Source organism: Christiangramia flava JLT2011, assembly GCF_001951155.1.
In the GTDB taxonomy this organism is placed as follows: domain Bacteria; phylum Bacteroidota; class Bacteroidia; order Flavobacteriales; family Flavobacteriaceae; genus Christiangramia; species Christiangramia flava.
Map to the genome: position 1 here is coordinate 2,920,222 of NZ_CP016359.1, position 24,678 is coordinate 2,944,899.

28 protein-coding genes and 1 tRNA gene are annotated in these 24,678 nt (G+C 43.1%); 10 read left to right on the forward strand and 19 right to left on the reverse strand.

Translation table 11 applies throughout. The annotated features are described in order from the left end of the window. Positions 1 to 35: 35 nt before the first annotated feature. The 4 genes from GRFL_RS12805 to GRFL_RS12820 are packed head-to-tail and all read right to left on the reverse strand — an operon-like array spanning position 36 to position 2,137. Positions 36 to 281 carry a DUF3820 family protein gene (locus tag GRFL_RS12805; protein ID WP_083645000.1) on the reverse strand — a complete coding sequence of 82 codons (246 nt, stop codon included), beginning with the start codon at positions 279 to 281 and terminating at the stop codon, positions 36 to 38. Continuing rightward, positions 282 to 659 (reverse strand): response regulator, encoded by a 378-nt coding sequence (locus GRFL_RS12810; RefSeq protein ID WP_083645001.1) that lies wholly within the window; start codon positions 657 to 659, stop codon positions 282 to 284. Beyond that, positions 656 to 1,522, reverse strand: coding sequence for a histidine kinase (locus tag GRFL_RS12815; protein ID WP_083645002.1), 867 nt, complete (start codon positions 1,520 to 1,522; stop codon positions 656 to 658). Before GRFL_RS12815 ends, GRFL_RS12810 begins: the two co-directional genes overlap by 4 nt. A 27-nt stretch (positions 1,523 to 1,549) precedes the next feature. Further along, positions 1,550 to 2,137 (reverse strand): carboxymuconolactone decarboxylase family protein, encoded by a 588-nt coding sequence (locus GRFL_RS12820; RefSeq protein ID WP_083645003.1) that lies wholly within the window; start codon positions 2,135 to 2,137, stop codon positions 1,550 to 1,552. A 209-nt stretch (positions 2,138 to 2,346) separates the two neighbouring features. Between GRFL_RS12820 and GRFL_RS12825 the strand changes: the two genes are divergently transcribed. Further along, positions 2,347 to 3,870 (forward strand): GH3 family acyl-acid amido synthetase, encoded by a 1,524-nt coding sequence (locus GRFL_RS12825; protein ID WP_083645004.1) that lies wholly within the window; start codon positions 2,347 to 2,349, stop codon positions 3,868 to 3,870. Here GRFL_RS12825 and GRFL_RS12830 read toward each other — a convergent pair. From GRFL_RS12830 to GRFL_RS12865, 8 genes are all read right to left on the reverse strand, one after another. Continuing rightward, positions 3,867 to 4,490 carry a M48 family metalloprotease gene (locus tag GRFL_RS12830; protein ID WP_083646126.1) on the reverse strand — a complete coding sequence of 208 codons (624 nt, stop codon included), beginning with the start codon at positions 4,488 to 4,490 and terminating at the stop codon, positions 3,867 to 3,869. The two genes, GRFL_RS12825 and GRFL_RS12830, sit on opposite strands and share 4 nt — an antisense overlap. A gap of 208 nt (positions 4,491 to 4,698) precedes the next feature. Continuing rightward, complete coding sequence (locus GRFL_RS12835; RefSeq protein WP_083645005.1) at positions 4,699 to 5,166, reverse strand: DUF4168 domain-containing protein; 468 nt, start codon at positions 5,164 to 5,166, stop codon at positions 4,699 to 4,701. Between the two features lie 115 nt (positions 5,167 to 5,281). Further along, complete coding sequence (locus tag GRFL_RS12840; protein ID WP_083645006.1) at positions 5,282 to 5,884, reverse strand: short chain dehydrogenase; 603 nt, start codon at positions 5,882 to 5,884, stop codon at positions 5,282 to 5,284. A gap of 55 nt (positions 5,885 to 5,939) precedes the next feature. Next, entirely contained in the window at positions 5,940 to 6,392 is a 453-nt protein-coding gene (locus tag GRFL_RS12845) for a DUF1801 domain-containing protein (RefSeq protein WP_083645007.1), read from the reverse strand. After that, on the reverse strand, positions 6,392 to 6,913 hold the full coding sequence (locus tag GRFL_RS12850; RefSeq protein ID WP_083645008.1) for a 2'-5' RNA ligase family protein: 522 nt from the start codon (positions 6,911 to 6,913) through the stop codon (positions 6,392 to 6,394). The genes GRFL_RS12845 and GRFL_RS12850 overlap by 1 nt, the downstream gene beginning before the upstream one ends. Positions 6,914 to 6,981: 68 nt before the next feature. Next, positions 6,982 to 7,341 (reverse strand): cupin domain-containing protein, encoded by a 360-nt coding sequence (locus GRFL_RS12855; protein WP_083645009.1) that lies wholly within the window; start codon positions 7,339 to 7,341, stop codon positions 6,982 to 6,984. Next, positions 7,328 to 8,158 (reverse strand): alpha/beta hydrolase, encoded by an 831-nt coding sequence (locus GRFL_RS12860; RefSeq protein WP_083645010.1) that lies wholly within the window; start codon positions 8,156 to 8,158, stop codon positions 7,328 to 7,330. Before GRFL_RS12860 ends, GRFL_RS12855 begins: the two co-directional genes overlap by 14 nt. A 37-nt stretch (positions 8,159 to 8,195) precedes the next feature. Next, positions 8,196 to 9,485 (reverse strand): hypothetical protein, encoded by a 1,290-nt coding sequence (locus tag GRFL_RS12865; protein WP_083645011.1) that lies wholly within the window; start codon positions 9,483 to 9,485, stop codon positions 8,196 to 8,198. Positions 9,486 to 9,645: 160 nt separating this feature from the next. Here GRFL_RS12865 and GRFL_RS12870 point away from each other — a divergent pair, with 160 nt between their 5' ends. Then, positions 9,646 to 11,124 carry a hypothetical protein gene (locus tag GRFL_RS12870; RefSeq protein WP_139839228.1) on the forward strand — a complete coding sequence of 493 codons (1,479 nt, stop codon included), beginning with the start codon at positions 9,646 to 9,648 and terminating at the stop codon, positions 11,122 to 11,124. Positions 11,125 to 11,136: 12 nt separating this feature from the next. Here the strand turns inward: GRFL_RS12870 and lysA are convergent, their stop codons facing one another. Together lysA and GRFL_RS12880 are read right to left on the reverse strand one after the other, a co-directional pair. Next, positions 11,137 to 12,369, reverse strand: coding sequence for a diaminopimelate decarboxylase (gene lysA, locus GRFL_RS12875; protein WP_083646128.1), 1,233 nt, complete (start codon positions 12,367 to 12,369; stop codon positions 11,137 to 11,139). Positions 12,370 to 12,467: 98 nt separating this feature from the next. Then, entirely contained in the window at positions 12,468 to 13,643 is a 1,176-nt protein-coding gene (locus tag GRFL_RS12880) for an MFS transporter (protein ID WP_083645013.1), read from the reverse strand. A gap of 227 nt (positions 13,644 to 13,870) precedes the next feature. Between GRFL_RS12880 and sucC the strand changes: the two genes are divergently transcribed. Further along, a complete protein-coding gene (sucC, locus tag GRFL_RS12885) occupies positions 13,871 to 15,064 on the forward strand; it encodes an ADP-forming succinate--CoA ligase subunit beta (protein WP_083645014.1) in 1,194 nt (397 codons plus the stop codon). Positions 15,065 to 15,136: 72 nt separating this feature from the next. On the opposite strand, the gene GRFL_RS12890 is transcribed toward sucC, so the two are convergent. Both GRFL_RS12890 and GRFL_RS12895 read right to left on the reverse strand, forming a co-directional pair. Next, entirely contained in the window at positions 15,137 to 15,952 is an 816-nt protein-coding gene (locus GRFL_RS12890) for an MBL fold metallo-hydrolase (protein WP_083645015.1), read from the reverse strand. A gap of 61 nt (positions 15,953 to 16,013) precedes the next feature. Next, positions 16,014 to 16,472: a GNAT family N-acetyltransferase gene (locus GRFL_RS12895; RefSeq protein ID WP_083646130.1), complete on the reverse strand. Its 459-nt coding sequence runs from the start codon at positions 16,470 to 16,472 to the stop codon at positions 16,014 to 16,016. An 85-nt stretch (positions 16,473 to 16,557) separates the two neighbouring features. On the opposite strand from GRFL_RS12895, the gene treF reads away from it, so the two are divergent. Then, positions 16,558 to 18,177: an alpha,alpha-trehalase TreF gene (treF, locus tag GRFL_RS12900; RefSeq protein ID WP_083645016.1), complete on the forward strand. Its 1,620-nt coding sequence runs from the start codon at positions 16,558 to 16,560 to the stop codon at positions 18,175 to 18,177. Position 18,178: 1 nt separating this feature from the next. Beyond that, on the forward strand, positions 18,179 to 18,535 hold the full coding sequence (locus GRFL_RS12905; RefSeq protein WP_083645017.1) for a DUF1622 domain-containing protein: 357 nt from the start codon (positions 18,179 to 18,181) through the stop codon (positions 18,533 to 18,535). On the opposite strand, the gene GRFL_RS12910 is transcribed toward GRFL_RS12905, so the two are convergent. The 3 genes from GRFL_RS12910 to GRFL_RS12920 are packed head-to-tail and all read right to left on the reverse strand — an operon-like array spanning position 18,525 to position 21,181. Beyond that, positions 18,525 to 19,508, reverse strand: a complete 984-nt coding sequence (locus GRFL_RS12910) for a formimidoylglutamase (protein ID WP_083645018.1) — start codon at positions 19,506 to 19,508, stop codon at positions 18,525 to 18,527. The two genes, GRFL_RS12905 and GRFL_RS12910, sit on opposite strands and share 11 nt — an antisense overlap. Then, positions 19,486 to 20,745 (reverse strand): imidazolonepropionase, encoded by a 1,260-nt coding sequence (gene hutI / locus GRFL_RS12915; protein WP_083645019.1) that lies wholly within the window; start codon positions 20,743 to 20,745, stop codon positions 19,486 to 19,488. The genes GRFL_RS12910 and hutI overlap by 23 nt, the downstream gene beginning before the upstream one ends. Before the next feature lie 58 nt (positions 20,746 to 20,803). Beyond that, positions 20,804 to 21,181, reverse strand: a complete 378-nt coding sequence (locus GRFL_RS12920) for a PH domain-containing protein (RefSeq protein WP_083645020.1) — start codon at positions 21,179 to 21,181, stop codon at positions 20,804 to 20,806. 165 nt (positions 21,182 to 21,346) lie between these two features. Between GRFL_RS12920 and GRFL_RS12925 the strand changes: the two genes are divergently transcribed. From GRFL_RS12925 to mazG, 5 genes are all read left to right on the forward strand, one after another. After that, a complete protein-coding gene (locus tag GRFL_RS12925; protein WP_083645021.1) occupies positions 21,347 to 22,495 on the forward strand; it encodes a trans-sulfuration enzyme family protein in 1,149 nt (382 codons plus the stop codon). A gap of 4 nt (positions 22,496 to 22,499) precedes the next feature. Then, a complete protein-coding gene (bshB1, locus tag GRFL_RS12930) occupies positions 22,500 to 23,216 on the forward strand; it encodes a bacillithiol biosynthesis deacetylase BshB1 (protein ID WP_083645022.1) in 717 nt (238 codons plus the stop codon). 61 nt (positions 23,217 to 23,277) lie between these two features. Continuing rightward, positions 23,278 to 23,351, forward strand: a tRNA-His gene (locus GRFL_RS12935). An 88-nt stretch (positions 23,352 to 23,439) separates the two neighbouring features. Further along, complete coding sequence (locus tag GRFL_RS12940; protein ID WP_083645023.1) at positions 23,440 to 23,829, forward strand: lipocalin-like domain-containing protein; 390 nt, start codon at positions 23,440 to 23,442, stop codon at positions 23,827 to 23,829. A gap of 53 nt (positions 23,830 to 23,882) precedes the next feature. Continuing rightward, positions 23,883 to 24,656 (forward strand): nucleoside triphosphate pyrophosphohydrolase, encoded by a 774-nt coding sequence (gene mazG, locus GRFL_RS12945; RefSeq protein ID WP_083645024.1) that lies wholly within the window; start codon positions 23,883 to 23,885, stop codon positions 24,654 to 24,656. Positions 24,657 to 24,678 lie beyond the last annotated feature (22 nt).

Genomic DNA, 24,678 nt, shown 5'->3' on the forward strand with positions numbered 1-24,678 from the left:
ACCGAATATTAAGACCTTTTTAACAGCGTCCTGTTTCACTTTTTGGGTGCCGGGTAGCGCAGCCTGATTTGCCGCAGGAGTCCTTCCAAACTGTTGATCTTCAGTTCGTGGACCTGTCGCATCTGGTTGCCGAGTTTTCCCTGTGGAAAACCTTTCTGGCTAAACCAGACATAATAAGGTTCCGGGATGTCTGAAAGAAAAATACCTTCGTATTTACCGAAGGGCATTTTGGCGTAGGCCAGTTCCAGCAGTTGTGCCGGATCGGGTTGAAGTGGATTCATTTAGGAAACTTTCAGGTAATCGATATTTCCTGCAAGTTCTAAAAATTTCTGTTTATTCATGGGTTTTACGACATACTGAAGCACATCTGGATAGAGTTTCGCTTTCTGAATGTCGAACTGGCTGGTACTTGAAGATAAAATAATCACCTGGTGCTTAATGTTCCTTTTCTGAAGTTCTTCCAGAAAATCCCAGCCACTCATCACGGGCATATTAAGATCCAGAAAGATCAGCGATTCATCTTCATTGCTTAGGTATTCAAAGGCTTCCGTAGAATCGGTAAAATCACGTACTTCACCGTTAAATCCTTCCACCTCGAGTAACTTCTTCGTGATGAAATTGGCTATTGGCTGATCATCTACCAAAAAAATCTTCTTCATATTCTGCTTGCCTTTAATTCTATTAATTCATTCGAAGCCATTTCCACGACTTCTTTCAGTACATTGTCCATTTCGGTTACCGATTGTTCGAGCTTCGGTACGAGCTCTGTTCTGCAGGCATCATCATCAAAATACTCAAAAAGCTGGATGATTCCCTGGATCCTGGAAAGCGGTTCGCGTACATTATGTGCATTCAGCACCGAAACATGCAGCAATTTTTCGTTTTTCTGAGCGATCTCGCTGGTTCGTTCTTCAATTATACGTTGCTGATTTTCCACGATATGCTCAATTTCAGCATTTTTGGATTTAATGGTTTCGTATGCTTCCTGTAAATTCTGGTTACGGATAGCGATTTGTCGTTTCAGGTAGATCTCGTTGAATTTGGCCTGAATACAGTCTACGACCAGTTTAAGGATTTCAATATCTCCCGCGGAAAAATTCATCTCCTGGTCACTAAGAATGGAAACCAGGACCTTGCGTTCATATTTGTCAAAATTCCAGCCCCAAAGTACCGGTTGCGAAAGCACATTGAGATCAATGCGCTTTCGCACCAGCTTTTCAGGAATATCTTCTGTATAAATAGGAATGCCCTTGGCACAAAGCTCTTTTTCATAAGGAAGAACTTCAGAACCATTGCGAATGCCGTAATCAAGGTTGTTGTTGAACAGCTCAAAAACCAGGTATTTATCGTCCTGTTCAATGGTCATCCTGATCAGGCGAAAATTCAGCAGGTATTTTAAGTGACGTTGACATACGTCTCCCACTTCCGAAAGGTTGGCGCAACGATTGATGTCGTTGGCAAACTTGGAATAGGCTTCATAGGTGATCCTATAGAGCTGGGCTGCATTACGGGTAATACTCATTCGGGGGCTTCGAAAAGTAATATCGGGTTATTCCGGAGTTTCCAGCAGTTCGTTATCAATCTTGATACCAGATACATCTGCGATGGTATTCAACATGTTTACCAAATCTGCCTGTGCCATTAACTCCTGAATTTCTTTTCTTGAAAAACCGGCATTTTCCAGTTCTTCAAAATCAGCGTCAGAAATTTCATCATGGTTCAGAGCGGCCTTGGTGACAATTTGAACCGCAGTACGGTAACTTACCGGCATTGAAGGAGAATTCATATGCTCTGTAGCTTTAAAACCTTCTTCATCGCTGATCATGGAACTCATGCTGTCGGCAAAGATCCCGTGAGCGTGAGAACAGTAGTTACAGCCGCGTTCTTTGGAAACATTATAAATGATAAGCTGTTTCAGCACGTTTGGAACTTCACCTTCCATAAGGGTGTTTTTCAATTTGCTCCAGTTACCTTTTAAAAGGGTTTCATTATCTCCTTGGCATTTGAACCAGTTCAAAACGAATGGAAGTTGCAAAGTCTTTTTCGTATCGTCGTAAATATCTTTTACAGCGGGAGAGGCTTCATCATAAGAAACCATCTTGTAACGAGAGTACGTGCGAGGTAATGTTTGGCTCATAGTAGTAGGGTTACAATTTAGATTAAGGATGTAAATATTACATTAAAAACGCTTAGTAACATAATATTACAGAAATTTTAACAATATTTTCCCACAAGTTAATCCATTTGTAGGATTTATTCTACAATTCAGCGAGTTAAATATTCCATAAGGGTCTTTTTGTTTCGTCTCAGCCTCGTTAGCTTTACCTCCTAATTAATAAACTACCTATGGCAATATTTGGTTCCCTGATCAAAAGTTTAATTGAAATAAAAGAAAATTTCACTAGTGAGGAAGATGCTGTCAAACAGCAGGAGGAAGTGCTCAGAGAATTGTTGAAAAAAGCGCAGGATACGGCATTTGGGAAACACTATCACTTTGAGGAAATCCTGGAAGCTGAAAATATGCAAAAGGCTTTTGCTGAAAAGGTTCCTTATTTCGATTATAATAAGATTGCCTCACAATGGTGGGACCGCTATCACGAAGGGGAGGAAGACGTAACCTGGCCTGGAAAGCCACCTTATTTTGCACTGAGTTCGGGAACCACTGGCAAAACCAGCAAGCGCATCCCGGTAACCCAGGATATGCTGGATGCCATTCGAAGTGCAGGGATCAAGCAGGTAAGTGCCCTGAGCAATTTTGATCTTCCGGCTGATTTTTTTGAAAAGGAAATCATGATGTTGGGGAGTTCCACTGATCTGCATAAGGAAGGCGATCATGAAGAGGGAGAAATTAGCGGCATCAGCGCCAGTAATATTCCTTTTTGGTTTCGCAGCTATTACAAACCAGGTGAAGAAATTGCCAAAATCGACGAATGGGACGAAAGGGTTCAAAAAATCGCTGAAAATGCCAAGAACTGGGATATCGGTGCTTTAAGTGGGATCCCATCCTGGATGGAATTGATGCTTAAAAAAGTGATCGAATATCACAAAGTTTCCAATATTCACGAGATATGGCCAAACCTTCAGGTTTATGCTTCAGGGGGAGTCGCTTTTGAACCTTATGAAAAAAGCTTTGATGCGCTCATGGGTAAACCTGTACAGGTTATCGATACCTATTTGGCTTCCGAAGGTTTCCTGGCCTTGCAAAACCGGCCAGATACTCATTCCATGAAATTGATCACTGATAACGGAATCTATTTCGAGTTCGTTCCATTTAAACCAGAATACATTAATGAAGACGGTTCATTAACAGATGATGCGCCCGTGGTTCACCTGAACGAGGTGGAGGAGGAGATAGATTACGTCCTTCTTATTTCTACCGTGAGCGGTGCCTGGAGATATATCATTGGTGATACGATCAAGTTCACCGATAAAGAAAAACTGGAGATTCGTATCACGGGAAGAACCAAATTTTTCCTGAACGTGGTTGGCAGCCAGCTTTCAGTTAACAAAATGAACGACGCGGTACAGGAACTGGAAGAGGAGTTTGATATCAAAGTGCCGGAATTCGTTGTATGCGCGAAACGTGCAGAAGATGGTGAATATTACCATTTCTGGTATCTGGGAACGACTGATGATGCCAACCCAGAAAAACTTGCGGAAGCCTTGGATCGAAACCTTAAAAATGCCAATAAGAATTATAGTGTGGCTCGTTCCAAAGCTCTGAAAGGAGTCAAAGTGCATACCGTTGATCCGGATATTTTTCATGATTGGAATGGAGAAAACAAGAAAAAGGGCGGACAGGTAAAAATGGAAAAAGTGATGAAAGAAGATAAATTCAAAGAATTTGAAGAGTTTGTAGCGAAACGCTAGCGAATATCTTCAATCTTCTCTTCCTGGAATTCTTCTCGAAGCTCTTTGGTCTCTTCGTGCAGTTCGTCAATTAAAACCATGATCTCTTCCTGAGAAAGATACAAATCTTTGATCCGGCTTTTATAGGTTTCAGATAATTGAGATTCATTCAGGATAAAATCCTTGGTTGCGATAATATATTCACCAAGGCCATGATTCACGGCGTAAGTATCTGCTGCACGTTCAGCTTCACGGATATAGTTTTTCGAGGTCATGTATTTAATTCCAAACCAGATTAGTCCGAATCCGTGCCGGTTCTTATAATCCATCACGTGCCCAAGTTCGTGGCCTAACCAACCCGTAAGGACCTGTGAAGGAACTTCATCAATATGAAGTTTTTTTCCTTCAATATTGAATTCCCTGTTCATAAAAATAATGTACCCGCGATTTTTCCTTTTTTTGAAAAGATCTGAAAATACCGGTTGTGCCTGCATGAACGATTTCTTGATCTTGTCTTTAAACCGAAATTCAATAGGAGTGTCCTTTAACTCGGGGTAATGAGAAAGGGCGACGTAGGCTTCGCGCCAGATGATATCCGGAACGATCTTATGGGTATATTCAAGGCTTTGCTTCTGCTTCATAGCGGCTTCTTGAGACTGAACAGAAAAACTTAGTAATAGGAGAATTACCAGACCAAGTTTTATAGAATTGTTCATTCCTCGTTGCATTTTTCAATTTACAACAAATTTGATGCCTTGGAACAGCTGAAAATTTAAAATACCCTTAAAAATTGATATAAAAAAAGACGAGCAGTCAGCTCGTCTTCTTGAAATTTGGTCTGTCAATAATTTAACTTTGCATGATTTCCTGAAGTCTTTTTTGTAATTCAGGATCAGTGCGAAGGGCCATAGCCAGTTGCTGGTAACGTTGCATGGAAATGTCGCTATTCGCAATCACTTCTTCCATTTCTTTTTGAAATTTTGGTTGCATACTTTCCAGTTCCTTAACTACTTTCTGGTGTTTTTTATCTTCTTCCGGAGTGGTTTCGATCTCTTTATTCGGGTCCATGGAAGCCTGGTGGATCTCGTTAAAGCGCTGCAATTCAAAACCTTCCTCCTGAACTACCTGCATCATTTCTTTTTGAGCTTCCTGGTTCACCATGCGCATTTGCTGAAAAACCTCTGCAAACTTTTCCAGTTCCGCATCGCTCACCTCTACTTTTTGTTGTTGCGGCGCAGCGATAGGTGAATTCTGTGCCTGTACAGTTGCTGTACCTATTGCCAGCGTGATCAACAAACTACTAATTACACTTTTCATTCTCATAAATTTGATTTTTGAGCGCCCAAACTAATGGGTTCCATTTGGCTGAACAAAGCTTTAAGAAGTAGTCTGTTTAAATTAAGAAAGGATTAACAGTTTCCGGCTTGAGATGTTAAGCTTTCACCCTGATGATCTGGCCGGTTCCTAAACCCAAAACCGATTTTTTATAGGCATCGGTCACTTTATACATGGGTACCGGCGTATGCCCGGGAAAAAAATCCTGATATTTGTCTTTCGCATCTGCTACCAGATCTGCCGAAACAGCATTGATGCGATGCCCGTTTTCCAACTCCAGCGCAACAGCTTTGATAAAGCTATGAATCGCACCGTTCACCATGGCTGCACTCGTGGTTTTGTCTACCGGTTCGTCAGCCAAAATACCTGTGGTAAGCGTAAAAGAGCCCTTTTGATGGAGGTATTTTTGACCAATTCTTACCAGGTTCACCTGGCCCATCAGTTTACTGCGGATGCCGATATAGAAATCTTCTTCGGAAAGTTTTTCGAATTGCTCCCATTTGGCTTCCCCGGCAATAAAAATGATCGCGTCCACTTTCCCAATGTTTTTGAACAGGTCTTCGATGGAGCTGGAATTGGAAATATCGGCCTGAAAATCGCCGCTTGTTTTTCCAACTTTAATAATGTCATTTCCGTTCTGGAGGCTGTTTGTTACCGCTCGACCAATCGTGCCGTTTGCGCCGATAATCAGAATTTTCATACTATCTTTTTTGAATGGTTAGAACCAGGATGATATGGTAAATTTTATAGAAAACCTAGCCGTTGCGTTTTTCATATAATGCAATCCATTCTTTGACGCTCATTTTAGCTGAAAGCTGCCCGATAAGATCATAGGGTATGGCGTCAATTTTTTTCAAACGAATACAACTTTTACCCATATCTGGCTTTTTCCCGGTCTCAGCCTCATACGATTCGACAAACCATTTGAGAATTTTTTGATCTGCGTAGATAGCCGAATTATAAACGGCGATAAAATTTTTCTGACTGGCGAGATTCATGAACGGCAGTGGTAATTTTGGATCGCAATGATACCCATTCGGGTAGATGGAATGTGGCACCACATAGCCAATCATTCCGTAGCTCATAGTTTCCTGAAAACCTTCCGGAAGATGGCTTTTAATCACGCCCCGTAATTTTGATAAAGCCTCCTGTCTCTCTGGCGGCGCGTTTTGGATATATTCATCGGGTGAACTGGCTTCGATTTTCATTAGCTATTGAAATAAGTGCGACTGATTACTTCGTATTGTTGTTTTTCGGGATTATACTTCCTAATGGCTAAATTATCACAAAGAAATTTCAGGTTGATGTTCCTGATCATTTCTTTTGCAATTTGCAAATTCTTTTCGCTTAATCCACGACCTATAGATACATGCGGATTATTTTGTGTTTGAGCGGAAAGCGGCGAATGTAAGTGAAAATAGTTCATGAATTCACGCAGTGATTGTAGTGATTCCTGATTAGGTTTCAGGAAGAAAGCACCATTTTTAAAATGATCGGTCGAGTCCAGGGTGACCGGGAAGGGAGCGATAAGAAAACTGAACCAGCGCATATAGGTTTCCCAAATCGCCAGAATTCGCTCGTCTGCCGAGAACAGGTTGAAGGTGATATGCGCTTCAGAATTTTTGCTGCGATACCAGCCAATAGCGTCTGCAAGCGGTTTCTTATATTCAGCGACTATTTGAACGACATCTTCCGGCGGGCAGATCGCAATGGAATACAGGCTTTTCATCGGGTGATAATTAAGCCTATTAAAAATACGAAAAAAATATTTTAATTATCTGAAAATAAACAAGTTGACTAAATTTTTTCAATTCTATCCCTGGTTCGTTCCTCTGTTTGATCGCCGGTGTTGACTGTTCCCGCCGGTTCAAAAAGGAGTACTTTTACCTCTTTATGAGCAATTGGTTTGTGAACTACTCCTTTCGGGACAATGAGCATTTCACCCTCCTCCAGTCGAATGCTTTTATCCTTAAATGCAATTTCCAGCGTGCCTTCAATTACCAGGAATAATTCATCTTCTTCCTCGTGATGATGCCACACAAACTCGCCTTGTAATTTGGCAATTTTAACATGCTGACCATTGAGTTCTCCCAGTAATCGCGGGTGCCAGTGATCACTGAATTTCCCAAATTTCTCCTGTAGATTAATCTTTTCCATGATCGTCATTTTGTAAAAGCCAGTAATAGGCCGCCGGAAATTCAGCTTTCCAGGTTGCTTCCTGATGCTTGCCGTTTTTGTGAGTGACCCATTTCAGTTGCCGGGCCTCAACTCCCTTTTCCTTCAACAGCTCGATCATTCTATGCATATCTGGCAGCATATCTGGAGATTCGGAATCTCCTGCCATGAAATAAAACTTTGACTTATCAGAAATCTGAGATTGTTGCGCAAATTCGTAAATTTTCTCACTGAACCAGAAGGAAGGGCTGAAAACCCCCGCGTTCCCAAAAACCTCCGGATATTTCAGCGCGGCATAGAAAGAAATCAAACCGCCCAGAGATGATCCCATAATATAGGTGTCTCTGGAAGCTGTTTTGGTAGAATAACTGGCGTCTATATGCGGTTTGAGCGTTTCCCGTATGAAATCCACATATCGATCACCATTTCCGCCGCCATATTTCTCATTGGGGAACGGAGTTAATTCGGAAATGCGTTTGTCGTTACCGTGTTCGATAGCCACCACGATCACTTCAGCATCTTGCATATCCAGAAATTCATCTACCGCCCATTCGCCTGCAAAGGCCGTTTCATTATCAAATAAATTTTGGGCATCCTGCATATAGAGAACCGGAAATTTTTTTTCTTCGGAATAATCTTTTGGGAGATAGAGCCAGATGGTTTTGATGGTGTCCAGCTGCGGGGCCGCAATCTGAAACTTCGAAAGTTGCGGTGATGCGGTGCTTTGAGGAAAAACAGTATAAGAGAAAAGTAAAAATAAGATCAATATGCCATTGCTAATCGCAAAATTCTTTCGCATAATTTAGATTTTGAAGCTAAATATAAAAGAATAAAGATCAATTTTCAGCATCGTTTTCCAGGCATTCAAAACATTTGCGCAGGGATTGAGGTATTTCCAGATCATCAGTTCCTTTGAGGGTTTTGGTCACGGTGTCGCGCTCGTCTATGATTTCCTTGAATTCCAGGGCATATTTTTTCAGTTGATCGCGTCGGCTTTTTATTTTTTCTGAAATATCCTTTTCATCCAGTTTTCTGACCTGTTGCGGTAAAACCTGGAAAGATTCTTCGATGGCCTGATCGCTTAGTCTTTTTTGTAAAATTTCAGCTTCCGCGGTAAAATCGGCCTCTGGGGTATTCCGAAGGAAATAGACGTCGCCGGGATATACCAGGCCTGGCATATAATCGATAGTTTTTTGAAAAGGCCTGATGAGGGGTTTTACATTTTTATTCGTGATAATATTAGGAATTAATCCGTCTACGCTGAAAAACGCGTTATCGCGATCTGCCGATAGCGGATAAGCGGTAACCGAATCAGCTTTTTGCTGCATGACCCATCCCCATTGCTTGGCGTGGCGGTCCCAGTCGCCAATAAGCATGTCGAACAAACGAGCCCTGATAAACGATCTTTTATCAATATGCAGTTTATTGCGCAATTTTAACTTGAGTTCTATCAGGTCGTCGGTTTCGGCAATTTCATGCGCATGTGGAATAGAAGTCCAGTTTTTATCACTTTCGGTTTCATATTCCAGTAAATAGAGCTTGTTGCCATAATCGTCATTGTATTTTCCCAATCTTTTTTGCTTCGGAACAAAATACATAACCGGGTGAGTGTGCAAGACGCCGGCCTTATCTGCAAGAGCAGCGGCAAGGATCGCCCCAAATGGGTGCTGACCGGAAATACCATCTGTAATGATATTTTCCAGTCCCAGGTTTTTGGCGACTTCGGGAATAAGCGGTTCGGGATCTTTATTCACACTGCGCAAGGTGTAAATAATGCCATTTTTTGCTTTCAGTTTAAGAGAATGCGTTTGCATGCCACCACCTTCATCGGTCACTTCGAGCCCATTTTTAAGGGTATCCAGGAAAACTACCGGGACTTTTACCGGGGTAGACCAGGCCTTACGGTAATTATGACCTTGCATCATATTCTTGAGTTCATTACCCTCATACAGTGCACTGGGGGCAACCAGCACACTGTCAAAATCTTTAAAATTGATATTTTTTAAATCCTGCTCGTTTTCAACCACGCAGGTTGCTGTTGCCTCTTTAGTGGAAGAAGTGGAGAGATAGACCAGTGCAAAAAACACGACCAGAATCGCCAGGATAGCCAGTAAAACTTTCTTCATGAAGCATTGAAATTTGGAATCTTTTCAAAGCTATTGAATCTCCTGAAGGATTGCACATTTCGTGTACAATTTTCACAAGATTTTAAAATTCAGATATCGCTTAGGGCTAAAATTTTTTTCATTAACTTTAAAAACTTCCCTACAAGCAAATACAATCAATATGAGAAAAACAGCATTTTTCCTATTTCTAGGAGTCGTGGTATTGTGGGGTTGTTCCAAAGATGAACCTTCACAGGGAGAAGAACAGCAAGTTACCATGACCGGGCAATTTATAGATTCGGCCGTTCAGGGACTTTATTATGAAACCGAAACTCATTCCGGCTACACTGATGAAAGCGGAAATTATGACTATGAGAAAGGGGAGACAGTTACTTTCTACGTTGGAGATATTTTGTTAGGAAGTGCCTTAGCAACTGGTGAATTGTCTCCTTTAGATATCGCTACGACCGCTGATGCTACAATCAACACTCTCGAAGTACAAAATATTGCCGCCTTTTTACAAACTTTAGATAGCGATGGGGACCCTTCCAACGGAATCGCTATTAGCAGCACTGTCGCGAATGCCCTAAGCCTATCGGAAATTGATTTCACTCAAAATATTATCCAGGTATTAGGGGAAATAGCGCTGGAGGTATTTCAGGAAACAGGCATTAGCTTAGAGGTGGTTTACCCTGGAATGGCGGCGGCTCACTTGGCGCAAAGCCTGGAAATCGAATTTGAACCGGCAGACCTGTTTGTCAATAATTTCGTCCCGATATTTTCAGATGCCTTTGGTCATAATACCAGAATTTTTCAGTGGATCCATGAATTTGATAATGATGGAAAACTGATAAAATCAACGAAATATGAAAAATATCCAACCCGGATTCTTGGGGAATATACCTTTTCAGATTATACAGATTCCAGCGTGAAAATGCATGCGCTCCGCTATGAATATTACAGGGCGGGCCAGTTGGAAGAAGACTTCCTGATTTCGTTCACAGAGGATTACACCATCACGATGTATCAAAATCTACGACCCAATTATTCTTATCCCGTGACAGCTATATTAGAACTTGATTCAGAAAAATTTTTGAAAAAGACTGCCAGGCAAAACACAGAAGGTGATGTGTATTACCGCAGGGAATATTTTTATGATGAGGAAGATTACCTGGTGAAATTTGTAAATAGTGATTTTCAGGAAGCGACGAATGTGAATTTTACCACCGAAACAAGCTTTACTTATACCGATTTTGGGGACCTGAAAACGGAGATGGCCACTTCGATGAATGGCACTATGAATTTTGAATATAACTATAGAGATGATCATAGCCTGGAATCACTAAACTCCAAGAGTCAAATAGATAATTCCGAAACGCAAACTACGATTGAATACGATGAGCAGGAAACCATTCTCAAGGATACCACCCTCTCAACTTATTCTAATGGCCAGTCTAATAAAACCATAGAGGTTTATGAAAATGGCATATTATCATATTATGAATGGCACATGAACGGTGTGCTCTATCAGAAATCCTGGTACGAAATCGACGGACAGGGCAGTAGTTATCTAGTGAAAACCGAATTGTATAACGAGGACGGTTCTATTCGCCAGACAAGTTGTTATGACAGCGGCGGAAATTCCATAAGCTGTACCTGATCAGAAAACCGATCAGTTGGCTTTTTCCGCGACTTTCGTTTCGGAAAAGTTCATTTCTACCTGGTGCCTGGTAAGGTCTTCAAAAGTTTCACGTTCCCTAATGAGATGTGCTTTTCCGTCATACCAAAGAATTTCAGCCGGACGATAGCGGGAATTGAAATTGCTCGCCATGGAAAAACAATAGGCCCCGGCGTTGCTGAAACTTAAAATATCACCTTCCCGAATTTCTGAAATTCGGCGATTGTTTCCGAAGGTATCGGTTTCGCAAATGTAACCCACCACACTATAAAAACGCTCTTTTCCGGAAGGATTGGAAATATTGGTGATTTCATGGTGTGAACCATAGAACATTGGCCTGATGAGGTGGTTGAAGCCCGTGTCGATCCCCGCGAAAACGGTAGAAGTGGTTTGCTTGATCACATTCACTTTTGCTAAGAATTTCCCCGATTCACTTACCAGATATTTTCCAGGTTCAAATGCCAGCGCCAGGTCTTTCCCATACTGCTGGCAGAACTCTTTGAAGCGTTTGGTTAATTGTGCACCAAGTTCTTCAATATCTGTTTCGATATCGCCTTCGCGATAAGGCACTTTAAAACCACTTCCGAAGTCAATAAAATCGAGATCTTTGAAGTTTTTGGCAGCTTCAAATAGAATCTCAGAAGCATGCAGAAAAACCCCAATATCTAGGATGTCACTTCCGGTGTGCATATGAATTCCATTCACGTGCATCCCGGTATTTTCCACAATTCGTAAAAGATGTGGCATCTGGTGGATACTGATCCCGAACTTGGAATCGATATGGCCTACTGAAATTTTAGAATTTCCGCCGGCCATCACATGTGGATTGATACGGATACAAACCGGAGTTTCCGGGTAACGACTGCCAAATTGCTCCAGGATGGAAAGATTGTCGATATTGATCTGCGCGCCAAGCTGCATCACTTCTTCGATCTCTTCCAGGGAAACGCCATTAGGAGTATAAATGATTTTTGAAGGATCCACGCCGGCTTTCAAACCGAGTTTGACTTCCTGTACCGATACGGTATCCAGCCCGCAACCTAAGGAATTCAGTAATTTTAACACAGAAATATTGGAAAGTGCCTTTACGGCATAGTGAATTCGAAGGTTTTTCACATCAAAAGCATTAGTAAGGCGCTGGTACTGAGCGGTGATCTTCTCCGCGTCATAAACGTAGACCGGGCTTCCAAATTCTTTGGTGATACTGAGCAAATCTTTCTGTGTCATCTGAAAATAATTTCGGGCAAAAATAAACGAGTTTTCCGCAGGCATGCAAGCCTTGTGTCAAATATAACCGATTTATATGATTTGTTATTTTTCTGAAATCAGGAACTGCTTATCTCCAGCCTGGCATTGGCTTTTTTCCGAAGCATGATCACGCCAAGACCAATCAAAATTCCGCTGAAAGCCATCGCGGCACCCACGAATTCCGCCGAAGCATAGCCATAACCATAAGCGATGGGCAGCCCGGCGAGATATGCTCCGCTGGCATTTCCCATATTAAAAGCGCTTTGATTGAGCGAAGATCCCAGCATTTCCGAACCTTTTGCTGAATTGATCACCGCCATCTGGATAGGTGTCGCCACACAAAATGCGATCACAGGGATCAAAAATGTGGTGATCAATACTCCAATTTTATCGTAGGCCAGGAACGAATTGGCGATCAGGATGACGACCATCAAACTGAGAGAGATCAGGACCGCGTAAATAGGCTGAAACTTTTCGGCCAGTTTGGCACCTAGCAGATTTCCCACTACCATGCCCAATCCCGCCAGGATCATGGCGTAACTTACGACTTCTTCAGGATGGCCGGCGACTTTGGTGATCAGCGGCGCGATATAACTGTACCAGGCAAAGAAACCGCCAGTCCCAATGGTGGTAAGTAAGATCACCATCCATAATTCAGCTTTTTTTAGAATTTTCAGGTCTTTCCGGATGCCTTCGTTGGAAGCTTTGGGCAATTCCGGCATCCAGAACTTGATACTGGAAATGGCCAGTAATCCAACAATTCCTACCGCCAGAAAAGACGCACTCCAGTCAAAATGTTGTCCAAGCCATGTTCCCAGCGGCACTCCAATGACATTTGCAACGGTAAGACCGGTAAACATCATGGCGATGGCCGAGGCTTCCTTCCCGGGTTTGGCTAGCTGACCCGCAACCACAGCGCCAATACCAAAAAAAGCTCCGTGAGGCAGACCAGAGAGGAACCTCGCGATCATGAGTATTTCGTAAGAATTGGAAAATGCAGATAGCGTATTGAAAACGGTGAACCAGAGCATGAGTCCCAGCATGACTTTGTGTGCAGGCCATTTGCTACCAATGATGGTGAGCAGGGGTGCTCCAACGACCACTCCTAATGCGTATGCCGAGATGAAATGCCCTGCTTTTGGTATGGAGATCTGCATCGCCTCGGCGACTTCGGGAAGAATGCCCATAATGACAAACTCGGTCATCCCGATACCAAAACCTCCAACCGCCAGTGCCAGCAATGCCTTTTTCATAGAAAGATTTTAAACGTCCAAAAATACGGCTCAACATCTTCTAATCCCAGTATTTACAGGTTTTTCTACGATAACCTTTTCGCAATTCTGAAAAGGAAATGGCAGACTGGAGACAGGATTTGAACGTTTCTTTCAAGCTTTCGTTAAGAAGCTCAAAAAAGATTGGCTCACTGGCAGGTATTTGTTACTTTTGTTCTCCAAAAAATAAACAGACGTAATACCTGATTATGAATATACACGAATATCAAGGAAAAGAGATTTTAAGTAGTTTCGGTGTTACTGTGCAGAGAGGTACTGTTGCGACCACTCCACAGGAAGCCGTTGAAGCAGCTAAAGATTTAACTGAAAAAACCGGAACCGGATGGCACGTGATCAAAGCTCAGGTACATGCCGGAGGCCGTGGTAAAGGTGGTGGTGTAAAACTTGCCAAAAACCTGAAAGAAGTAGAAGAGATCGCAGGAGAGATCATTGGGATGAACCTGGTAACTCCTCAAACTTCCGCGGAAGGTAAAAAAGTACATCAGGTATTGGTAGCAGAAGATGTTTATTATCCTGGAGACAGCGAACCGGAAGAATTCTATATGTCAGTTCTTTTGAATCGTGCCACAGGAAGAAATATGGTGATGTATTCAACCGAAGGAGGTATGGATATCGAAACCGTAGCTGAAGAAACTTCGCATTTAATCTTTACCGAAGAGATCGATCCTGCAGTTGGATTATTACCGTTCCAGGCCAGAAGGATCGCGTTCAATTTGGGACTTAGCGGAAAGGCATTTAAAGAAATGACCAAATTCGTCATGTCTTTGTATAAGGCTTTTGAAAAATCTGATTCTTCACTTTTTGAGATCAACCCGGTTTTGAAGACCAGTGATGAAAAGATACTGGCAGTAGATGCTAAAGTGACGCTTGATGATAATGCACTTTTCCGTCACAAAGATTACGCGGAAATGCGTGACAAACGTGAAGAAAACCCAACAGAAGTTGAAGCGAAAGAAGTTGGATTGAACTACGTGGACCTTGATGGAAACGTTGGTTGTATGGTAAACGGTGCCGGACTGGCAATGGCTACGATGGACCTTATCAAAATGGCTGGTGGAGAACCTGCTAACTTCCTGGATGTTGGTGGTACTGCTGATGCGAAAAGAGTGGAGGAAGCTTTCCGCCTGATCCTGAAAGATGAGAAAGTAGAAGCCATATTGGTGAATATCTTTGGAGGTATCGTTCGTTGTGACCGTGTAGCACAGGGAATCGTAGACGCTTACAAGAACATGGGGGATGCTATCAATGTGCCAATCATCGTTCGTCTACAGGGAACCAACGCAGACCAGGCTAAGGAACTTATAGATAATAGCGGACTGAAAGTGTACTCAGCGGTACAATTCAAGGAAGCTGCTGATAAGGTTCAGGAAGTACTTTCTTAATTAGAAGAAAATAACAGATATAAAAAAAGCTGCGGATTTCCGCAGCTTTTTCTTTTTTTGGCCTGTTAGTAATTATTTATTGCTTTCCTCGTTTTCAGGATACCAGTCCATCAATTCCACTTCAATAGAACTATCACCTTCGTTTACCAGCTGTTTGAATTTTTCAATATCTGAAAATCCATCTTTTCCGCGATAGTGGTAAGGAATTACTTTTTTCGGCTTAAATGCCAGAACACCTTCCGCAGCCTGATCAACCGGCATGGTATAAGGCAAATTCATGGAAATAAGAGCCACATCAATATCCTTCAAATTGCGCATTTCGGGAATATCTTCCGTATCTCCTGAAATGTACAGGCGCTGACCGTCTTTTTCCAGTACATACCCATTTCCACGACCCTTCGTATGCATAGCATCCTGGGTTTGCGGAATGTTGTACATCGGGATCGCCTCAATTTTAAAGCCCATGAATTCCTGGCTTTCGCCATTATTCATCACCATTAGATTTTCCTGAAGATCTTCCGGAAGTTTATCAGCTACTGCCTGAGGGACGATGATTTTGGTGTCACCCAGTTCCAGTCCCTGTAGGGTTTCGGCGTTCATATGATCGCCGTGGATATCAGTTAGTAGGATAAAGTCAGGTGCGTCCTGTCCTTCAAAAGCAGTGGCGCCACCCACGGGATCTGTGTAAAAAACAGTGTCTCCCCAGTGAAAGACTCCTGTAGCATGGGAAATTGGTGTGATTTCAAGAGCTACAGAATCAGTTTCTTCAGCAGCCTGAGACTGTTCGGTCTGTGCCATTTCTTCAGACTGTTCTTCGTTTTTTTTCTGCTCGTTCTTACAGGAGGTAAATGCTACTGTAAGCGCGAGAATCGTAGTTAATTTTCTCATACAACCTATTTTGGCTAAAATTAAAAAAGCTTTGAACGTCTAGGCTGTAATTAATAAAGTTTTAAGATAGGTTTAGGCGCATTTTAATGTTCCCGCGGGAATATGGACCATTCTGTTCCATAGGTATTTCGATAAAACCAAATTTCCTGTACAGGTGGATGGCATTCTCCAGCTTGGTATTGGAATAGATGATCAATTCATCCCAATTCTGTTTTTTACTGAAGTTGATCGTTTCCTCAAGCAATCGATTACCGATTTTCTTTCCGCGTAATGCCGGTTTGACTGCCATTTTGGTCAGTTCAAAAATACCTTCTGAAATTTTCATCAATGCCACGCAGGCAACCGCCTCCTCTTCTTCCATGACAAAAAGGATGTTGCCGCCCGGTGCAATGATATGTTTTTCCGGATTCCCCAGTACTTCCCGGTCGTGCTCTTCCACCCAAAAGAACTCTTCCAGCCACTGCAGGTTCAGGTTTTTAAAATCTTCAGATAATTCGGGTTTCCAGAATTCAATTTTCATCTTTTGCTGAATTTCGGGCAAAAATAGAAAATCTGTTTCTTCAAAAAATAGGTATTTCAGTATATTTATAGGAAATACAAGGCTTATGCTTACTACTACACGCTTTTATTACTCCGCTTTCTTAGTGATTTTTCTGCTGGCAGGTTGCAAATCAGGGCCAGATCCCGATCAGGAACTGCAAATGGTGCAGGAGGAAATTGAAATTCTTCCGCCGGGAGAGCTCTATGGAAATCTTTTTGAACAGGTACAAACCCGAAGCTTGTTTCAGGATAGTAAAACTTTTGCTGATGCGGTGCCGCAATATAATGTGGGGCTCATCAGGCAGCGTTATGAAATGCTGGATGATACCACTACGGAAGGGCTTAAGGATTTTGTAGTGCAACATTTTATGATTCCACAGAACGAGGCAAGCTTCAAAACCGATTCTTCTTCGATCCACCAGCATATTCAGAAGCTTTGGCAGGTGTTGCAGCGGCCGGCTGATGCAGAGAAATCGGGTACACTCATCCCGCTGCCGAACCCGTACATCGTTCCGGGTGGCCGATTCCGAGAAATTTATTACTGGGACAGCTATTTTACCATGCTGGGCCTTCAGACCGATGGGGAGGTGGAAACCATTCAGCACATGGTTGATAATTTTGCTTATCTCATCGATACTTACGGTTTTATCCCCAACGGAAACAGGACCTATTATCTTGGCCGTTCTCAACCGCCATTTTTTGCCATGATGGTCAGGCTGCTTTCCGAAGAAAAAGGCGATGCGGTTTTAAAGAAATACCTTCCCCAATTGGAAAAGGAATATAAGTTCTGGATGAGCGGTCGTGACAGCATACAAAGCGGCGAAAGTAGGGCGCGTATTGTGAAAATGCCAGATGGATCCATACTCAACAGGTATTGGGACACTTATGATACGCCCCGCCCGGAAAGTTACCGGGAAGATATGGAAACTGCGGAAAAAGCGCTGGAGATCAACCCAAACCTTACCAAAGAAGAGGTGTACCGTAATTTACGCGCCGGAGCAGAATCTGGCTGGGATTTTTCCAGTCGCTGGCTCAGTAAGGTCGACGGGAAATTCAGTTTAGCGACCATTCATACTACCGATATTATTCCGGTAGATCTGAATGCATTGTTGTATAACCTTGAAAAAACCATTGCGAAGGCGGCCATGCTTGCTGGTCAAAAAGACAAATCTCGGGTGTACCTGGAGAAAGCCGATGCTCGTCGCGAAGCGCTGCTCAAGTACTGCTGGAGTAAAGCCGATACTTTTTTTATGGATTATAATTTCCGAAAAAAGGCACTTACCGGGCAGTTTTCTCTTGCGGGCATGTACCCGCTGTTCTTCAATATGGCGACTCCAGAACAGGCTGAAAGTTCCGCAAAGGTCATTCGTGAAAATTTCCTGAAACCGGGTGGGGTTACTACCACCTTATATCATACAGGGGAACAGTGGGATGCCCCAAACGGCTGGGCTCCGTTGCAATATATCACAGTAAAAGCTCTGGAGAATTATGATGAAAACGAACTGGCCACAACCATTAGAGATCGTTGGGTAAAACTAAATGAGGATGTGTATTCCAGAACCTACAAAATGACCGAGAAATATAATGTAGAAGACCTGACCAAAGAAAGCGGTGGCGGGGAATATCCAACACAGGATGGTTTTGGCTGGTCTAACGGGGTTTACCAAAAATTGTCTTCAGAATAATATGGAAGAGATACAAACTTATATAGAATACACTGCCAGGTTCATTGAAGTGGCCGGGATCACGGCCATAATTATCGAGATTGCCCTGGCGATCATCAAATACACATTTGGGATCCAGAAGCAACGGGAACGATCTTACAAAACGCTTCGGCAGGAACTGGGAAAAGCAATCCTTCTCGGGCTGGAGATCCTGGTGGCCGGGGATATTATTGCCACGGTAGTGACGGAACCCACGATGCAACGCGTATTGGTTTTAGGGGTGATCGTTCTTATCAGGACGTTTTTGAGTATTTCCATCCAGCTGGAGATCGAAGGGCGTTTTCCCTGGCAGCGGCCCACTGGAACAGCTAGCGAATAAAATCACTGATAAAATAGGCCAGGGCTTTGCCGGTTTGCGCATCATTTTCAGTGGGTGAGGCCTCGCAAATATGGAAATAGCGACAATTTTCTTTTTTTCCAGCCAGACTGATAAATCTCCGGACGGCATTCACACTGAAACCTGAAGGCGAAACCGCGCTACTTGGAAAACCGGTAATTGCATCGCAGTCAAGTTCCACCCCAAAATCAGCTTGGGCAATTTTCTCCAGTTCTTCGGAAAATCTTTCTGAAACATCTTCGGAAAAAAGCTCTTCGGCCAGCGAGTAAGTAAGCGTTTCTGACTGTTCCATTTCCTGAAAAATATATTCCGGCGTGTAATTCTTCTGAAGCCCGAAAACATGGTAATTTTTCAAAAATTCACCCTTTATCGCATAGCTGAAGCCGTTGCCGCTGTGACGATGTTCCAGTTGCCGTAGATCGGTATGCGCATCAATATTGATCACATTCACGGGGTTTTTCAAAGCTTTCGCGCTACCCTTAATATTTCCGAAGGCATTATTGTGTCCGCCTCCCAGAATGATCGGGATCTTCCCCGCAGCCACGATCTTTTCTACGATTGCAGAAACCTGCTCATCGATTTCTTTAACCAGATCTCCCAGTTTCACGTGATAGTTGGGATCCTCTTCGCCAAGATTGGAGGCTTTTTCCATCCATTCGTCGCAGTTCAGTTCCCCAAGAAGGAGGAGGCTTTCCGGTTTGTTGAAGCGGTTTTGCTGAATATTCACCAGGCTTTTCAACGCGGCCATCCAGGCACCGGAAGTACCGGCTTTTCCGTGGTTGGCACGCACGCCAATATCTTCCGGAATTCCAAAAAGCACATATTTCGCTTTTTGATCTTTCAGCGTATCCAATTCGGAAACAAATTGGAGTTTTTCTCCAAATTTAGTCTCGCCTTTTCGGGTGGAGATCAGCTTTTCAATATTTTTGAAACTATAAACTTTTAGCGCTCTCATGCTGCAAGATTTTACCATTAAGGTATACCGAATCTATGGAATTCGTCCCAAATGCGTACGGAAGAAAAGTGTAGCTGGGAATCTCCTTGGTTACAATGAAATTTGCCTTTTTTCCCCTGGTGATACTTCCAACTTCTTCTGAAAGTTCCATGGCGTAAGCCCCGTTGATGGTTGCAGCGTTGATAGCTTCTTCCGGCGTCATTTTCATCTTGATGCAGGCCAGGGAAATCACCAGGTTCATATTTCCACTGGGAGTACTTCCGGGATTAAAATCGGTTGCAAGAGCCAGAGGCAAACCTGCATCGATCAGGTCCCTTGCCGGGGTGTACGGTATGCTGAGAAACAGGGAGCAGGAGGGAAGCGCCACCGGGATGGTTTGAGAATTTTTGAGGATTTCCAGGTCCTCACTGGTCATCACTTCCAGGTGGTCTACACTTAGTGCTCCATGATCTACGGCTGCCTTGATCCCGCCAATGGAATGGAACTGGTTGACGTGAATTTTAGGTTTTAGGCCTAGCTTTTTGGCCTCGGTTAAAAGCCTGTTGGTGTCTTCCACGCTGAAATACCCTTTTTCGCAGAAAATATCTATGTATTCTGCCAGCTCCTGCCGCGCCACTTCCGGTAGAATTTCTTCTATTACCAGGTCCATATAGATCTTAGGTTCGCTCTTGAATTCACTGGGGATTGCATGTGCGCCCAAAAAGGTGGCTTTAACGGGTAACTGGTAATTTTCTTTCAGCTTCCTGATGACGCGCAACATCTTCAGCTCGGCATCTTCCGTTAAACCATATCCAGATTTGATCTCTACGGCGCCTGTTCCCAGCCCGATCACTTCCTCCAGGCGTCTTGCTGACTGTTCGTACAGCTCATTTTCCGAAGTTTTTTGAAGGGTTTCCGCGCTATTCAGAATTCCGCCGCCGCGATTGGCAATTTCTTCATAAGTAAGGCCTTTAATGCGGTCTGCAAATTCCTGTTCGCGGTTCCCGGCGTAGACAATATGGGTGTGGGAATCGCACCAACTGGGCAGCAGCATTTTTCCGTTGAGGTCTACAGCTTCGTCAAAATCGCCGGTGTAGGCATCGTTCATGGAACCAAAATCAGCAATGCGGTCGTCCTCCACCAGCATCCAGGCGTTGGAAATGCTTGGCAGTTCTTTCATTTCTGCTCCGGAAACTTTTAAAACTCCGGAATCCCGAACCTGCAGCAGTTGTTTGATATTTTTAAAAAGCGTTTTCATGGGTCGTTTTTTGATCGTTTGGCGAAGATAAAAACCTCCTGAAGATTTACCAGCGAATTTACAGGATGAAAGTGGCCAGGATCTTCTGCACCTCGTAAATGTTCACCTTTTTGTTGAAACGCTTGGCAATACTTGGATGCTGCTCTCCGGAAACCCATATTTTCAGTTCGGCATCCAGGTCAAAATGCCCGGCAGTTTCAATACTGAAGCGGGAAATGCTCTTGTAGGAAACCGAAAAGTACTCCCGTTTGGAACCGGTTAGGCCCTGTACATCTACCAGGATCAGCCGTTTGTTGGTGAAAATAAAAGTGTCTCGTATCAGCTTAAAACCCGCTTCGATCTGTTCGGCCGGGATCAATAAGTTACCAAAATCCTTTTCCAGCTGCTGTTTTTCAATCGCACCGGCATTTCCCATCAGGGAAGAAAATAAACTCATATTCCTAAAATTTATGTATTAAAGTTATTGAAATATGTATCCAAAATGCGGAATTTCCGCAAAGCTTTAGATTTAATTAACGATTCTAAAATGCCTCGTTTAACGGCTATTTCGGGTTTATCTTTCAAAGAAAACTTAGTACCTTAGAGCCTCTAAAATACAGCTATGACAAAAGTTCGCGGAATCAATACCATTTGCACTCACACCGGTGAGCTTGAAGACAAGCAGTTCAAAGGAGCTGTTTCGCCGCTTTATATGGCCACCTCGTACGCTTTTGAAGAAGTGGAAGTGAAAAGGTATCCTCGTTATTTCAATACGCCGAACCAGGTCGCCCTGGCTCAGAAGATCGCTGCCCTGGAAAAGACCGAAAATGCCCTTATTTTTGGTAGTGGAATGGCCGCTGTTAGTACCAGCCTGCTGGCATTTCTGCAAAAAGGGGATCACGTGGTATTTCAGGATGCTCTTTATGGAGGAACCAGTAACTTGGTAAACGAAGAATTTGGCAAATATGGTATAGAATATACTTTTGCTGAAAATGCTTCAGCTGAAGCCCTGGAAAAGGAAATTCGGGAAAATACCAAACTGATCTATATCGAGACGCCTTCCAATCCGTTACTGATGATTACTGATCTTCAGAAGGTGGCGGCACTTGCAAAAAAGCATGATCTTATTACGATGATTGATAACACGTTTGCCTCGCCGGTCAATCAGAACCCGGTAGATTTCGGAATTGATATCATTATCCATTCAGCTACCAAATATATGGGCGGGCACAGTGATATTCTTGCCGGAGCAGTGGCTGGCAGCAAAGAACATATTGACCGGATCTTTCAACTGGCCAAAAATTTTGGCGGCAGCCTGAGCGATTATACGGTTTGGTTGTTGGAGCGCAGTTTGAAAACCATGGGTATTCGTGTAAAGGCTCAGAATGAAAATGCACAAAAACTGGCAGAATTCCTGAATTCTCTAGAGGAGGTGCAGGCAGTATATTATCCCGGGCTCGCATCGCACCCGGGACACGAGATCGCTAAATCACAAATGAAAGGTTTTGGAGGGATGTTGTCTTTTGAGTTGCACGAGGAATTGGATGTACAGGCATTTATGAAAGCGCTGGAACTGATCAAACCTTCGATGAGCCTGGCAGGGGTGGAGAGCACCATTTTACTGCCCAGTAAGACGTCCCACGGTTTGCTATCTCCGGAAGAGCGGGAAAAACAGGGAATTAAAGATAATCTTCTTCGTTTTTCAGTAGGAATTGAAGAAGCAGAAGACCTGCAGCAGGATATTCTGCAGGCATTGAAAAAAATCAAATAAGCATATGAAATTAGATATACTGGCGGTTGGGGCGCATCCAGATGATGTGGAACTGAGTTGTGCCGGCACCATCGCCAAAGAAGTAGACCGCGGGAAGAAAGTAGGTATCCTCGATCTTACAAGAGGAGAGCTGGGAACCAGAGGTACGGCGGAGATACGGGATCGCGAAGCAAGGGATGCTGCCCAGGTTCTGGGAGTTCGCATGAGGCACAACCTGGAATTCAGCGACGCGTTCTTCGAAAATAACACCAGCCATAAACTGGAAGTGATCAAGATCATTAGGAAATATAAACCCGAAATAGTTTTGTGCAACGCCATCGATGACCGGCATATCGATCATGGAAAGGCTGCGAAACTGGTAAGTGACGCCTGCTTTTTAAGCGGACTTCGGAAGATCGAAACCATCATGGACGGCAACAAACAACCGGCCTGGAGACCGAAACATGTCTTTCATTATATCCAATGGAAAAACTTGGAACCCGATTTTGTAGTGGATATTTCAGGATATATCGACAAAAAAGTAGAAGCGGTAAAAGCATACCGATCCCAGTTTTTTGACGAAAATAGCAAGGAGCCCGAAACACCAATTTCGAGCTCTAACTTCCTGGATAGCATTAGTTACCGGGCCAGAGACCTTGGCAGGCTTATCAATACCGAGTATGCCGAAGGCTTTACAGCAGAAAGGCATGTGGCAGTAGATTCAGTATTTGATCTTATTTAATTGACTTTTTTTCTTTGCGGAATTGCACAAATAACTTACATTTGCAACCGCAATTCAAATGGTGGTTGTAGCTCAGCTGGTTAGAGCGCTGGATTGTGGTTCCAGAGGTCGTGGGTTCGAACCCCATCATCCACCCTTCAAAAAGCTTCCTATTTTAGGAAGCTTTTTTCATTTTCCACGCAACCATATCAGAATTTCTACATCTTACTGAAAATATCCTTTAATGACACGATTCATCCTTATTTTCAGTTTAGTAATCCTCAGTAGTTGCAGCAAAGAATCAGAACATTTTGAGATGGTAGATCTGTCTGTTCAAACCTTAACGGGAGAATGGCAATTAACCAGAAAATACGTTAGCCCGGGAGGAGAAGCAATCTGGGAAAATGTGAAGAATGGGCCGGTCTATAAATTTTCAGCAGATAACACTTTTCAGTATTCCGAAGAACATTGCCTATCAGGAACCTATTCTCTTAATGATGATACTTTGAACTTGATCTGTTCCGATTCGGATGACATAAGATCTTATCATATCAGTGAAATCACCACAGGCAGTTTAGAAATAAGTTTTACAGGTTGTATCGAATCCTGTATCTATTATTATGAAAAACGCTGAAATATAAGCTCTTTATCCCTGCATAAAATGGTATTTTTGAAAAAACCATTTTTATGAATTCCAGAGAGGAAAAACTAAAAGCCTTTGACAGGCTGTTAACCATCATGGATGAACTGCGAGAGCAATGCCCCTGGGACCGCAAGCAAACCATGGAATCTTTAAGACATCTCACCATTGAAGAGACCTATGAACTGGGTGATGCCATTCTGGATGGGGATATGGATGAAATCCGGAAAGAACTGGGCGATGTCTTGCTACACCTCGTTTTCTATTCTAAGATTGGCAGCGAAACCAACGATTTTGATATTGCTGATGTTGCTAACGGAATTTGTGATAAGCTTATAGACAGGCATCCGCATATTTATGGAGATGTGGAAGTTCAAAACGAGGAAGATGTCAAGCGAAACTGGGAAAACCTGAAGTTAAAGGAAGGTAAGAAAAGTGTTTTGGAAGGTGTTCCAAGATCCCTGCCCGCCCTGGTTAAGGCTAACAGGATACAGGATAAAGTTGCCGGTGTAGGTTTTGACTGGGAAGAACCCCAACAGGTTTTCGAAAAACTGAAAGAGGAACTCGAGGAACTACAGCATGAAGTTTCAGCAGATGATAAGGATGCTATGGAATCTGAATTTGGCGATGTGCTTTTTTCGATGATCAATTATGCAAGATTCCTGAAAATCAATCCTGAAAATGCTTTGGAACGAACTAATAAGAAATTCATCAAACGCTTTCAGTATCTGGAAAGGAAAGCTTCGGAAAACGGAACCAGCCTGAAAGATATGAGCCTGGCTGAGATGGACGTTTATTGGAACGAAGCCAAGAAATTATAAAAAAACGCCGAAAAAATTTTCC